This window comes from Roseateles sp. P1_C1_2 (genome assembly GCF_056406535.1).
Window position 1 is genome coordinate 13,752 of the sequence record NZ_JBFUAB010000007.1, and the last position, 12,972, is coordinate 26,723.

General features: G+C 66.7%; 11 protein-coding genes. 4 read left to right on the forward strand and 7 right to left on the reverse strand.

The window, feature by feature from the left end:
* Nucleotides 1–20: 20 nt before the first annotated feature.
* The 4 genes from AC1D2H_RS08250 to aroC form a co-directional block, all read right to left on the reverse strand.
* Nucleotides 21–3,263 (reverse strand): efflux RND transporter permease subunit, encoded by a 3,243-nt coding sequence (locus AC1D2H_RS08250; RefSeq protein ID WP_478010596.1) that lies wholly within the window; start codon nt 3,261–3,263, stop codon nt 21–23.
* Nucleotides 3,264–3,273: 10 nt separating this feature from the next.
* Nucleotides 3,274–4,437, reverse strand: a complete 1,164-nt coding sequence (locus tag AC1D2H_RS08255) for an efflux RND transporter periplasmic adaptor subunit (protein ID WP_478010597.1) — start codon at nt 4,435–4,437, stop codon at nt 3,274–3,276.
* 235 nt (nt 4,438–4,672) lie between these two features.
* Nucleotides 4,673–5,212: a hypothetical protein gene (locus tag AC1D2H_RS08260; RefSeq protein ID WP_477934191.1), complete on the reverse strand. Its 540-nt coding sequence runs from the start codon at nt 5,210–5,212 to the stop codon at nt 4,673–4,675.
* A gap of 146 nt (nt 5,213–5,358) precedes the next feature.
* Nucleotides 5,359–6,456 (reverse strand): chorismate synthase, encoded by a 1,098-nt coding sequence (gene aroC / locus AC1D2H_RS08265; RefSeq protein ID WP_478010598.1) that lies wholly within the window; start codon nt 6,454–6,456, stop codon nt 5,359–5,361.
* 264 nt (nt 6,457–6,720) lie between these two features.
* Between aroC and AC1D2H_RS08270 the strand changes: the two genes are divergently transcribed.
* Nucleotides 6,721–7,272, forward strand: a complete 552-nt coding sequence (locus AC1D2H_RS08270; protein WP_478010599.1) for a PEP-CTERM sorting domain-containing protein — start codon at nt 6,721–6,723, stop codon at nt 7,270–7,272.
* A 165-nt stretch (nt 7,273–7,437) separates the two neighbouring features.
* On the opposite strand, the gene AC1D2H_RS08275 is transcribed toward AC1D2H_RS08270, so the two are convergent.
* Nucleotides 7,438–7,905 carry a CBS domain-containing protein gene (locus AC1D2H_RS08275; protein ID WP_477934186.1) on the reverse strand — a complete coding sequence of 156 codons (468 nt, stop codon included), beginning with the start codon at nt 7,903–7,905 and terminating at the stop codon, nt 7,438–7,440.
* A 60-nt stretch (nt 7,906–7,965) separates the two neighbouring features.
* On the opposite strand from AC1D2H_RS08275, the gene AC1D2H_RS08280 reads away from it, so the two are divergent.
* Both AC1D2H_RS08280 and AC1D2H_RS08285 read left to right on the forward strand, forming a co-directional pair.
* Complete coding sequence (locus AC1D2H_RS08280) at nt 7,966–9,270, forward strand: O-acetylhomoserine aminocarboxypropyltransferase (RefSeq protein WP_478010600.1); 1,305 nt, start codon at nt 7,966–7,968, stop codon at nt 9,268–9,270.
* On the forward strand, nt 9,267–10,064 hold the full coding sequence (locus tag AC1D2H_RS08285) for an alpha/beta fold hydrolase (RefSeq protein ID WP_478010601.1): 798 nt from the start codon (nt 9,267–9,269) through the stop codon (nt 10,062–10,064). The genes AC1D2H_RS08280 and AC1D2H_RS08285 overlap by 4 nt, the downstream gene beginning before the upstream one ends.
* Here AC1D2H_RS08285 and AC1D2H_RS08290 read toward each other — a convergent pair.
* Nucleotides 10,049–11,509: a flavin-containing monooxygenase gene (locus AC1D2H_RS08290; RefSeq protein ID WP_478010602.1), complete on the reverse strand. Its 1,461-nt coding sequence runs from the start codon at nt 11,507–11,509 to the stop codon at nt 10,049–10,051. The genes AC1D2H_RS08285 and AC1D2H_RS08290 overlap by 16 nt on opposite strands.
* Before the next feature lie 328 nt (nt 11,510–11,837).
* Between AC1D2H_RS08290 and AC1D2H_RS08295 the strand changes: the two genes are divergently transcribed.
* Nucleotides 11,838–12,146, forward strand: coding sequence for an Mpo1-like protein (locus AC1D2H_RS08295; RefSeq protein ID WP_477934178.1), 309 nt, complete (start codon nt 11,838–11,840; stop codon nt 12,144–12,146).
* On the opposite strand, the gene AC1D2H_RS08300 is transcribed toward AC1D2H_RS08295, so the two are convergent.
* A complete protein-coding gene (locus AC1D2H_RS08300; protein ID WP_478010604.1) occupies nt 12,143–12,949 on the reverse strand; it encodes a MipA/OmpV family protein in 807 nt (268 codons plus the stop codon). The genes AC1D2H_RS08295 and AC1D2H_RS08300 overlap by 4 nt on opposite strands.
* Nucleotides 12,950–12,972 lie beyond the last annotated feature (23 nt).

The window sequence follows — 12,972 nt, forward strand, 5'->3', positions numbered from 1 at the left end:
AAGCGCTCGAGGGATCTTGACTATTCCTTGTCCGCCGGCATCGCACCCGGCATGCCATGCTGCGGCAGCGAGCTGGCACCGCCCAGCTCCGCCGCCTTCTTGGCGGGCTTCTTCTCCCGCACCAGATAGCTGTAGAGCACCGGCACCACCACCAGCGTCAGCAGCGTCGACGTGATGACGCCGCCGATGATGGCGCGGCCCATGGGCGCCTGGATTTCGCCGCCGTCGTTCAGCGCGATGGCCATGGGCAGCATGCCGAAGACCATGGCGGCCGTCGTCATGATGATGGGGCGCATGCGGATCAGGCCGGCCTCGCGCAACGCTTCGGCGACGGTCGCACCCGCCTTGCGGGCATGGTTGGCGAAGTCGACGAGAAGAATCGCGTTCTTCGTCACCAGGCCCATCAGCATGACCAGGCCGATCATCGAGAACACATTCAGCGTCGAGCGCCACAGCAGCAGGGCCAGCATCACGCCGATGAGGGCGAGCGGCAGTGAAGCCATGATGGCGATGGGCTGCAGGAAGCTGCCGAACTGGCTGGCCAGCACGATGTAGATGAAGATACCCGCCAGCGCCATCGCCGCCAGCAGGCCGTTGAAGGCTTCGGCCTGCTGCTTGCCGGCGCCGTCCACCTTGAAGCTGGTGCCCGGGGGCAGCTGGGTGGCCTTGATCAGCTTTTGCACATCGGCGTTCACGTCGCCGCCCGGGCGGCCCTGGACGCCGGCGAACACGGCCTCGCGGCGCTGCAGGTTCTCGCGGCGGATCACCTCGGGGTTGAACACCGGCTCGATGGTCGCGACCTGGTCCAGCGCGATGGGCGCGCCGTCCTTGGAGAAGGCCACCGGCAGCTTGCTCATCTGCTCGATGCGCTCGCGCTGTTCGCGCGGCAGGCGCAGCAGCACCTCGACTTGGTTGCCATCCGGCGTCGTCCAGTAGGTCGCGATCTCGCCGTTCACGTAGGCACGCAGGCTGGAGGCGATCTGCGGGGCGGTCAGGCCCAGTTCGCGGATGGCCGAATCCTTCAGGCGCACGGCAAAGGCCGGCAGGCCGGGCTTGACTGTCGTGTCCACGTCGACGGCGCCGGGGATCTTCTTGATCTTCTCGACCAGGTCGGTGGCGGCCTGGGTCAGCACTTCGGGGTCGCTGCCCAGGATGGTGATCCAGATCGGGCGGTTGAAGCCAACACTGACCTCGATGCCAGGGATCTTGGCAATGTCGGCGCGGATGGCGTCCTCGATCTCCTTTTGCGTGCGCTTGCGTTCGCTGCGGTCGGTCAGCGTGATATTCAGCGCCGCCTGGTTGCGGCCGGTGGACAGGCCTTCGCCGGTGCTGCCGACCACGGTCGAGACGGTCTTGATCTCGGGGTAGTTCTTGAGGATCTCCTCGATCTGGGCGACCTTGGCGCTGCCGCGCTCGATGCTGCTGGCCACCGGCATGCGCAGGTTGACCTGCGTGAAGCCGTTGTCCGTCTCGGGCACGAATTCGCTGCCGACCATGGGCGCCAGGGCCAGTGCGGCGACGAAGCTGGCGAAGGCTCCCCACATGACGAGGCCACGCGGCGTCAGCGTCGCGAAGCGGAACACGCGCTTCGCGGCCTTGTCGCGCTTGCCGTCCGCGCTGAACGGATGGCCATAGGCGGGAATGGGCGGCACGAAGACGCGGTAGCGACGGCCGGAGAAGGCCCAGTCGATCGTCCTGGCATAGAGGTCGTGCAGGCGGTCCATGCTCCAGTCGGTCGCGCGGATGAGATGACCGATGACAGGCCAGTGCTTGATGCGCGTGCCCGGCGGGTCTGGCCAGACCGACGACAGCATCGGGTCGAGCGTGAAGCTGACGAACAGGCTGACCAGCACCGCCACCGCGACGGTGATGCCGAAGGGGTAGAAGAACTTGCCGATGATGCCGCCCATGAAGGCGACGGGCACAAACACCGCGCAGATGGCGAAGGTCGTCGCCATGACGGCCAGGCCGATCTCGTTGGTGCCGTCGAACGACGCCTGGCGGTGGTCCTTGCCCATGGCCACATGGCGCACGATGTTCTCGCGCACGACGATGGCGTCGTCGATCAGCAGGCCGATGCACAGGCTCAAGGCCATCATCGTCATGAAGTTCAGCGTGAAGCCGAAGGCCTGCACGGCGATGAAGCTGGAGATGACGGCGATGGGCAGCGTGAGGCCGGTGATGATGGTCGAGCGCCAGCTGTGCAGGAACAGGAAGACGATGGCCACCGTCAGTAGCGCGCCTTCAATCAGCGTGTGCTGCAGGCCGGTCAGCGAGCCCTTGACGAAGTCGCTGGCGGCGTAGATGAGGCGCAGCTCGACGTCCTTGGGCAGCGTCTTGCGCAGCTCGGCCATTGCTTCCTTCACGGACTCGCCGGTCTTGACGATGTTGGCGTCCTGCTGCTTGAAGATGTTGAAGCTGACGGCCGGCTGGCCGTTGATGCGGGCGATGCTGTCCTGCTCGCGCTCGCGCTCGACCAGGGTGCCGAGGTCGTTCAGCGTCAGCGCCAGGTTGCCGCGGCGGGCGACGATCATGTTGCCGAAAGCCTTGGGGTCCTTCACGCGACCTTCCACGCGCAGGATGGCGTCGGAGGTGGAGTCGGACAGCAGGCCCACCGGCTGATCGGCGTTGGCCTCAGCCAGCGCCTTGGCAATCTCGGCCGGCGTCACGCTGTAGGCGCGCAGCCGCATCGGGTCGAGGTCGATACGCACCTCACGGGTGGTCAGGCCGCCCACGTCCACCTTGGCCACGCCTTCCACACGACCCAGGCGCTTGGAGACGATCAGGTCGGCCATCATGGACAGCTCGCGCGAGCCGCGTGTGGGGCTCAGCAGCGCCATGACGACGACGGGCTGCGAGTTGTCGTTCTCGAAGCGCTGCACCGTCGGCGGCTTGGCGTCACGCGGGAATCGGGCCTGCGCGGCGGCGACGCGGTCGCGCAGGTCCTGCATCGCGCGGCCCATGTCGGCGTTCAGCGAGAACTCGACGCTGGCCTGCACACGGCCCTCGAAGCTGCGCGACTGGATGCGTTCCACGCCGGCAATCGTGTTCAGCGCCTCTTCAAGCGGTTTGGCGATCTCGCGCTCAACGGCCTCGGGCGAGGCGCCCGGGTAGCGCACGTCCACCTGCGCGCCGGGGAAGGAAATGTCGGGCATCTGCTCGACGCCCAGCTTGGAGTAGGAAAACAGGCCCAGCACACACAGGGCCACCATCACCATGGTCGCAAAGACCGGGTTCTGGATGGAAACGCGGGTCATCCACATGGCACGCCCCTTACTGAACCGTGGCGGCCGACGCGGCCGAGCTGGCCACCTTGGCCTTGGCTGCAACGATGTTCGCCTTGTCACCTTCGCGCAGGTTGTCGAAGCGCGCCGCCAGTACCTGGGCTTCGGGCTTGAGGCCGTTCAACACCTCCACGCGGCCTTCGCGGGCGTCGCTGCGGCCGGTCGTCACGATCCGGCGCACCAGGGCGCCGCTCTCGATCATCCAGATCTGTTCCTGGCCGGCATTGCGGCTGATGGCGGCGATGGGCACGGTCAAGCGCTGGGTGTCGTCCTGCAGCACCACCTTGGCGACGGCGTACTGGCCGGCGCGGTAGGCCTCCTTGGGGTTGGCCAGCACCAGGGTCACGCCGATGGAACGCGTGCCCGGCTCGGCGCTCGGCGCGATGCGGTCGATCTTGGCCTCGACCGGCTCTTCGACACCCTCGACCTTGACCTGCACCGTCATGCCCGGTTTCAGGCGGCTGACTTCATGGGTGCCGACCAGGCCGGCCAGTTCGAGCTTGGACAGGTCGACGATGGTCAGGATCTGCTGTTCGGCGGCCACTTTCTCGCCGGGCACCACATGGCGCTTGGAGACGACGCCGTTGATGGGCGCCACCAGCGCGGCCTGGCGCATCGTCACCTGGCTGGTGTCGAGCTGGGCCTTGGCGGCGTTCCAGTTGGCGCGGGCCGACTCGTAGGCGGCGCGCGAGTTGTCGAGTGCCGTCTGGGCAATGAAATTCTTGGCAGCCAGGCCTTCGTTGGCCTTGAAGCTGCGCTCGGCCTGCTCCATCTGGGCCCGCATGGCTTCGACGCTGGCGCCGCGCTCGGCGATGCGATAGCGAAGCTCTTCCAGGTCGACCTGACCGAGAGCCTGGCCCGCCTTCACGCGACTGCCTTCGCCAACGGCGAGGGTGAGCAGGGTGCCGTTGGACTTGGCACGCACCATGGCCGTGCCCGGCGCCACCAGCGGCCCGCTGAATTCGATCTGGGCCGGCATGGCGGTCAGCGTCGGCTTGACGACCTCGCTCGGCACGAACTCCAGAACGGTCTTGGCCTTCTCGTCACCCGGCTTCTTCGGGCCATCGCCCTTGCTCGCCATGACGGCCACACCGGCGCCACCCACCAACAAAACGGCTGCGACAACGCTACCGATCTTCCAAGACTTGCGCATGGCTCCCCCAATCACTCTCTGATTTCACGACCTTTACAGTCTAGAAACCGGCGCGGGGCGGCGCAGCGGACTTGTGACGAAACGCGGTTTGCGGGGGCTGAGCTGCACCGGCTGGCGATCAGGCCGGTGGCTTTCCGGTGACGAACTGCAGCTCAGGCCGGACGAGTCGCCGGGATCGGGTCGATCGGCAGCCCCACGTCGCCGCACCGCGCCCTATGACCAACGGCATGGCCCGTCAACGGTTCGATTGACGAACCGCGATGTTGTCGAACATGTGAGGCTTGTTCACCAAGCAATCGCCTTGTTGCCATGAGACGCTGTTCAGGCGGTTGAAGTGGCCAGGGAATCGGATGCGTTGCCAGCCGCGGTCGGCTTTGAGATCGACGCTCAGCACCACCTTTTCGCCGTAGACGGTCGTGCCCTCAAAACGCACGGACACGTCGGGATCGCCATTGAGCGGAGCCAAATCAATCGCCTGCAGGTCAAACGGGTTGTTGTCGATCCCCGTCATCACCACGGTTGCGCCGCAACTGTTGGGGTTCACCGCCGCTGAGCGGCCGTTATAGCGCCAAGTCGGGCCGACGGTTTGAAAACCCACCGGATACGGTTCACCCGCTGCGGGGAAGTAGCGAAAAAGATAGCCCTTCGAAATGAGCTGGTCGCCGGTGCCCTGCAACTCGGCGCCATGCTCGAGTTCTTCAAAGTCCAGCGTGGTCGGTTTGGCATGGCTGATATTCAGCATCAGCATGCTGGCCAAGGCGACGATCCACTTCATTCAATACTCCCTCATTGTTGGAGGGCGAATCATGCTGGAGACGCAATCCGTCCGGTCACCGGTTCAGCCGGCCGCGCCCCTGCGGTTCGGGGGGGCAGATGTTCAATAACTCACGCTGGAGCCGACTATCGCGTCGGCTGGACGACTCACCGCCGACCCGGAATTGCCTCCACCGGCAACACCACATCCCCGCACTGCGCCCTATGACGGAGGGCATGGTCCATCAGCACCAGAGCCAGCATGGCCTCGGCGATGGGCGTGGCGCGGATGCCCACGCAGGGGTCGTGGCGGCCAAAGGTTTCCACCACGGACGGATTGCCGGCGCGGTCGATGCTGGCCTTGGGGCTGCGGATGGAGCTGGTGGGCTTGATCGCGATGCTGGCGACGATGTCCTGGCCGGTGGAAATGCCGCCCAGCATGCCGCCCGAGTTGTTGCTGGCAAAGCCCAGCGGGCTGAGCTCGTCACCATGCTCGGTGCCCTTCTGGCCGACGACCGCGAAGCCGGCGCCGATCTCGACACCCTTGACGGCATTGATGCCCATCATGGCGTAGGCGATGTCGGCGTCCAGCTTGTCGAACAGGGGCTCACCCAGGCCGACCGGCACGCCGGTGGCTTCCACGCGGATGCGCGCGCCGACCGAATCGCCGGCCTTGCGCAGCGCATCCATGTAGTCCTCGAGCGCGGCGATCTTGCTGGTGTTGGCGGCGAAGAAGGGATTGGCGCCGACGTGTTCCCAACCCTCGAACGGGATCTCGATCTCGCCCAGCTGCGTCATGCAGCCGCGGAACTCGGTGCCGTAGGCCTGCTTCAGCCATTTGCGGGCCACGGCGCCGGCGCCGACCATGGGGGCCGTCAGCCGCGCCGACGCGCGGCCACCGCCGCGCGGGTCGCGCACGCCGTATTTGCGCCAGTAGGTGTAGTCGGCGTGCCCCGGGCGGAAGGTGTCGAGGATGTTGCCGTAGTCCTTGCTGCGCTGGTCGGTGTTCTCGATCAGCAGGCAGATCGGCGTGCCGGTCGTGACGCCCTCATAGACACCGGACAGGATCTTGACCGCATCAGGCTCGTTGCGCTGGGTGACGTGGCGGCTGGTACCGGGTCGGCGGCGGTCCAGCTCGGGCTGGATGTCGGCCTCGCTGAGCGCCATGCCGGGCGGGCAGCCGTCGATGACGCAGCCGATGGCCGGACCATGGCTTTCGCCGAAATTGGTGACGCGAAAGAGTTCGCCGAAGGTGCTGCCTGACATGACGAGATGAGAGAGAGGACAGGAGGATTCTAGGCAGCCTGCTTCACGTTCCGCCTTCGTGATCAGCGGGCCATGCCATGCGCACGGCCTGGCGCCAGCGGAGCCGCATAACCTGCCAACACAGGGTGTCGGGAAAGGTTACAAACAAGTCCTTGCAAAACGGAATTTATATTCAAGTCAATGATTTAAAAGGTGTTTTATTCAATGGCATGACGATTGCTTGTCGCATCGTGTCCAACCCACCTTTGTCCAGAGGAGCACAAAATGAAGAAACTGCTTGCTGCTTTCGCCCTTGTCGCCACGGCAGCCGCCGTTCAAGCCGCCCCGATCATCTCGTCGGCAACGCCCATCCCGGACCAGTACGTGCTGCTGAACTACGCAGGTTCGGGTCTGGACTGGACCTACGCCGGCCCGATCGCCCCGAACGAGTTCGGCCCGGGCAACATCGAGCCTTCCTCCTATCGTGCCGCTGAAGGCTGGCGCGCCGCCACTGCTGCAGAGTGGGCCGCACATCCGATCTGGAGCGATTTCATCGCCGCCGGCAACCCCTGCAACATCGTTGCGGCTGCCACCTTCAACAACCACAGCTGCTACGTCTACTCTTCGGAATACTGGAGCACCTTCAGCCACGTTGACGCGCAAGACTTCGCGAACGGTCGCGTGACTGACGGCGTGAACGGTCTGCTCAGCGGCGTTCCCGAGACCATCTACGTGCGTGACTCGCGCAATGCCAACGCCGTGCCCCTGCCCGGCACCCTCGCCCTCGTCGGCGCCGGTTTCCTGGCCATGGGTGCTCGCCGCCGCAAGGCTGCCTGAAGTTCGCAGACTGCGAACCTGGCTTGAGAAGAACCCGCCTCTGGCGGGTTTTTTTTATTGGGCGGCAGACAAAGCGAAGGCGGCCTCGCGAGGCCGCCTTCTTCATTTTGCGTTGCCGTCAGGCCTGCAGGACGGGCGTTTGCCCCCTGTGGCCTCGGTCCGGCCTCAGAGCTTGGACTCGTGCTCGGTCGCGTTCTCCTCGACCGGCCAGTCGCGGATATAGGCCTTGAGCATGCGGTTCTCGAAGTCCTGGCTGTCCACCACGGCCTTGGCCACGTCGTAAAGCGAGATGACGCCCATCAGCGTCTTGCCGTTCATGACCGGCATATAGCGGGCGTGCCGGCCCAGCATCATGCGGCGCACCTCGTCGATCTCGGTCTCGGGCGTGCAGGTCAGCGGCGCGTCGTCCATCACCGAGCGCACGATGGTCGTGCCGACGGCGCCGTTGTTCTTGACGACCGCCGAGATGACCTCGCGGAAGGTCAGCATGCCCACCAGGTCGCCATGCTCCATGACCACCAGCGAGCCGATGTCGCGCTCGGCCATGACGGCGAGGGAATCCTTCAGCGGCTCGTCCGGCGTGACGGTGAACAGGGTGCCACCTTTGACACGCAGGATATCGACGACTTTCATAGGGGCCTCCATGGGAAAACTGCCAGTCAACATAGCACACAATGCCCGCGACTCCACCCCATGAAAAACACCATGCCGGGCTTCGACACCCTAGCTTTGCATGCCGGCGCCACGCCCGATCCGAGCACCGGCGCGCGGGCGACACCGCTGCATCTCAGCACCTCCTTCGTCTTCGAGAACAGCGAGCACGCGGCCTCGCTGTTCAACATGGAGCGCTCGGGACACGTCTACAGCCGGCTGTCCAACCCGACGACAGCGGTCTTCGAGGAGCGGATGGCCGCGCTCGACGGTGGCATCGGCGCCATCGCGACGGCCAGTGGCCAGGCCGCCTTGCACCTGGCCATCTGCACGCTGATGGGCGCCGGCGGCCACATCGTCGCCAGCACTGCGCTGTATGGCGGCAGCCACAACCTGTTGCACTACACGATGAAGCGTTTCGGCATCGAGACGAGCTTCGTGAACCCGCGTGACCTGGACGCCTGGCGCGCGGCCATCCGGCCCGAGACGCGGCTGCTGTTCGGCGAGTCCCTGGGCAACCCGGGGCTGGACGTGCTGGACATCCCGGCTGTCTCGGCACTGGCGCACGAGGCCGGCCTGCCGCTGCTGGTGGATGCCACCTTCACGACACCCTATCTGCAGCGCCCGGCCGAACTGGGTGCCGATCTGGTCTACCACTCGGCCACCAAATTCCTCTGCGGCCACGGCACCGTGGTCGGCGGGGTGCTGGTGGATGCGGGCAGCTTCGACTGGCAGGCCGCGCATGACCGCCATGGCCGCTTCGAGACCTTGTGCGAACCGTACGAAGGCTTCCACGGCATGGTGTTCGCCGAAGAGAGCACCGTCGGCGCCTTCCTGCTGCGCGCCCGCCGCGAAGGCCTGCGCGATTTCGGCGCCTGCATGAGCCCGCACACCGCCTGGTTGATGCTGCAAGGCCTGGAGACGCTGCCGCTTCGCATGGCCCGCCATGTGGCCAATGCCCAGGCGGTAGCGGAGTTCCTGAGCGGGCACGAACTGGTGACCAAGGTGGCCTACCCCGGCCTGGACTCCCACCCCGACCACGCCCTGGCCCAGCAGCTCATGCCACGCGGTGCCGGCGCCGTCTTCTCCTTCGACTTGAAGGGCACGCGGGAACAGGGCCGCGCCTTCATCGAGGCGCTCAAGCTGTTCTCCCACCTCGCCAACGTCGGCGACGCCAAGTCCCTGGTCATCCATCCGGCCAGCACCACCCATTTCCGCATGGACGACGCGGCGCTGCGACAGGCCGGCATCGGCCCCGGCACCATCCGCCTGTCCATCGGCCTGGAGGACCCGGCCGACCTCATCGACGACCTGAAGCGGGCGCTCAAGGTGGCGAGCAAGGCATGAAGTTCGTCGTCGACAACCACGAGGCCTATGCCTATACGGGCGGCAAGGCCTTCGACCCTGCCCTGCCCTGCGTCGTCTTCATCCACGGCGCGCTGAACGACCACAGCGTCTGGACCCTGCTCGCGCGCTGGTGTGCCCATCACGGCTACGGCGTGCTGGCGGTCGACCTGCCCGGCCACGGCCGCAGCGCCGGTGTGCCCTTGACGAGCGTCGAAGACATCGCCGCCTGGCTGCAGCGACTGCTGGACGCGGCCGGCGTGAAGAAGGCCGCCCTCGTCGGCCACAGCATGGGCTCGCTGATCGCCCTCGAAGCCGGCGAAAGGGCATCCACGCTCGTCATGGTGGGCACGGCCTACCCGATGAAGGTCTCCGAGGCCCTGCTGACGACGGCGCGCGACAAGCCCGAAGCCGCGATGGCCATGGTCACGGCCTTCTCGCATTCACTCGCCAGCGCCAAGCCCGGCTACCCCGGCCCGGGTGCCTGGTTGCGCGGCGGCGCCATGGCGCTGATGCGGCGGCTGCAGTCGCGCCAGACGGCCGTCAATCTGTTCGAGAACGACTTCCAGGTCTGCGACCGCTATGCCGGTGGCGAGGCCGCCGCGGTGCGCGTGACCTGCCCGGTGCATTTCATCCTCGGCGCGCTGGACCACATGACCTCGCCCAAGCAGAACGCGGTGCTTGGAAGCCTGCTCAAGCCGCGCATCCACACCGTGCCCGCCGGCCACGCGCTGATGGCCGAAGCGCCGGACGCCGTGCTGGCCGCGCTGCGGGCGGCGCTTCAGCCGAGCTCGTAGGCCGCTTCATCGGGCCGCAGCACGGCACGGACATATTCGCCGGTGAAGCCCGGCCAGATCGCGATGATGCGGCCGCTGTCGTTGCGGTACCAGGAGCTGCAGCGGCTCCAGACCGAGCCGGCGAGTCTTTGCTGGACGTCGGCGTCCTGGGCCGCAAACGCTTCAGGGCGCACGTCTATCCATCGCTTGCCCGACTGCTTCACGCGGCGCATGCACGCCAAGGCATGCTGGACCTGGGGTTCGATGAAGAGCAGCGTCGAGGTGTGGCCCGTGCCGGTGTTGGGGCCCAGCGTCAGGAAGAGGTTGGGGAACCCGGGCACCGTCAGGCCGAAGTAGGCGCTGGGATTGGTGCGCCAGGTCTCTTCCAGCGTGCGGCCGCCGAGGCCCGTGATGGGCAGCTCTGCCAGCGGTTGCGCCGTATCGAAGCCGGTGGCACAGACCAGCGCGTCCAGCTCATGCTCGCGCCCGTCCAACGTCAGCACACCCTTTTCCGTCACGGCGGTGATGGCCTCCGTGACGAGTTCGGACTGCGGCAGCGCCAGCGCGCGGAAGTAGTCGTTGGAGTAGATGATGCGTTTGCACCCGAGCGGATAGCGGGGTGTCAGCCGTTCGCGCAGCGCCGCATCGGCCACCTGGCGCCGCAAATGACCGCGCGCCGCGGCCATCATGGTGCGCCGGGCCAGCGTGCCCTCGTCGAAGCCGCGCCGCCCCAGCTCCAGGAACTGCACCCAGGCATGCCGGGCCAGCGCGGCATACGGCGGGAAGCGCGACAGCCAGCGGTCCAGCACGCCGTAACGCCGGTCCAGCCGCGGCATCACCCAGTTGGGCGTGCGCTGGAACAGCGTGAGGCGTGCCGCCGCGGGCGCCAACGCGGGCACGAGCTGGGCTGCCGTCGAACCCGTGCCGATGACGCCGATGCGCTTGCCCGCCAGAGCCACGCCGGCCGGCCAACGCGCGGAGTGCAGCAACTGCCCCTTGAAGGACATCAGATCGGGAATGTCGGGCCAGCGCGGCCGGCTCAGCGGGCCGGTGCTGCAGACGAAGAAGCGCGCGCTCAGGCTGCTGCCGTCGTCCAGGCTCAGCTGCCAGCGGCCGGCCTCGGCATCGAAACGCGCCTCGGTGATGGCCACGCCCAGACGCATGCGCGCCGCCAGGCCATGCTGCTCGGCCAGGCGCTGCTGGTAGCGATGGATCTCGGGGGCATCGGCGAAGCGGTGCGTCCAGTGCGGATTGGGCGCGAAGCTGAAGCTGTAGGCTGGCGCCGGCACATCGACCTGGGCGCCGGGGTAGCGGTTGGACCACCAGGTGCCGCCCAGCCCCTGAGACTTCTCGATGATGAGGAAGTCCTCGATGCCGGCGCGCTGCAGCTGGATGGCCATGCACAGGCCGGACATGCCGGCGCCGAGGATGACGACTTCGATCTCGCCGTTGGGGGCAGGGTTCATCGACGCATTGTTGCCAGGGCATCCCCGCTTGCCGCTCGGGCGCAACCCGCGCTTGAATCAGGGCCTGCTAACACTGCGGCAGCAGGCCGCGTTGTTGCCAGAATGCCCGCGAGCAAGGCGTAAACCGGAGCCGGGCTGGGTGCCCGGCGAGGATTTGCAACGCCGCGCGTGGGCATTCTGGCAACAACCCGAAGGGAAGACCGTCCGCCAGGGGTCACTCGGCGTTGCACCGCTTGCCCGCACATGAGTGCGGGCGGCACGCTGCGCCTTGATTGGCCCCCGGCGGATGGCCTTCGCGACCTACTGCCGCAGTGTTACCAGGCCCTCCATGAGCACCGAACGCTTCTCCCGCTTCGCCGACTTCTATCCCTTCTATCTCAGCGAACACAGCAACACCGTCTGCCGCCGCCTGCACTTCATCGGCACGACGCTGGTGCTGGTCTGCCTGTGGCAGCTGTTCATGACGGGCGCGCTGGTCTGGCTGCTCTATGGCCTGCTGTGCGGCTACGGCTTCGCCTGGATCGGGCATTTCTTCTTCGAGAAGAACCGCCCAGCGACCTTCAAATACCCGCTCTACAGCTTCATCGGCGATTGGGTCATGTACGCGGATATCTGGCGCGGCCGCGTCAAGCTCTAGTTCCGCCAGGCCAGGCCGATACCGACCGACGTGCCGGTGCGCTTCTCGACCAACGGGCTGTCGGCCACCGGCCCGAGCAGGCGACTCGCACCCGCATTGCCGTAGGCCAGCCAATGCTTGGAGAGGGGCCGGATGAAGCCAACGCCCATGTGCACGTCGCGCAAGCCCGAGCCGGGGTCATAGGCCGGCTTGCCGCTGGCCGCGACGGCCGATTCGGGCACGCCGAAATAGCTGCGCAGGTTCTGCGCGCTGCCGGCCGAGATGCCGATGCCGCTGGTCCATTCCAGCGTCGGGCTGCGGTAGAAGCGCCAACCCAGGTCGGCGCCCAGCGTCATGCCGCCGTGGTGGCCGAGCAGGTCCTGCGACAGGTTGGCGCCGACGTTGAGATCCTTGGTCAGGCTGTAGTTGGTATAGAAACGGGCGCGCAGCGTGCGCCGGACGTCCGGCAAGCCCTTGGTGGTGCTGGCATCACCGCTGCTGCGGCCGCTGTCCACGCGCAGCGAAACGCCGGCGCGCAGCTTGTCGGTGTTGACGAACTCCGTGCTGGCGCCGCCGGCGGATTCTTCGTGGCCGAAGCCCAGCAGGCCACCGGCACCCGAAGTGCTGAAGCGCAYGCGGCCGAGCTTGAAGGCCCACAGCGGCTTGAGCTTGGTCTCGCGCCGGCTCGCGCCGTCGTACTCCGGTTGGGAGACCACAGCGACACCCAGCAGATAGCGGGCCGACGAACTTTCGACCTCTGGCTGCTGGGCCTGGGCCAGCGTCGTCAAGGACAGTGCCAAGAGGGTGGTCAGCGCGGCTCTCATAGAGGGGAGCGTACCAGCCAGAC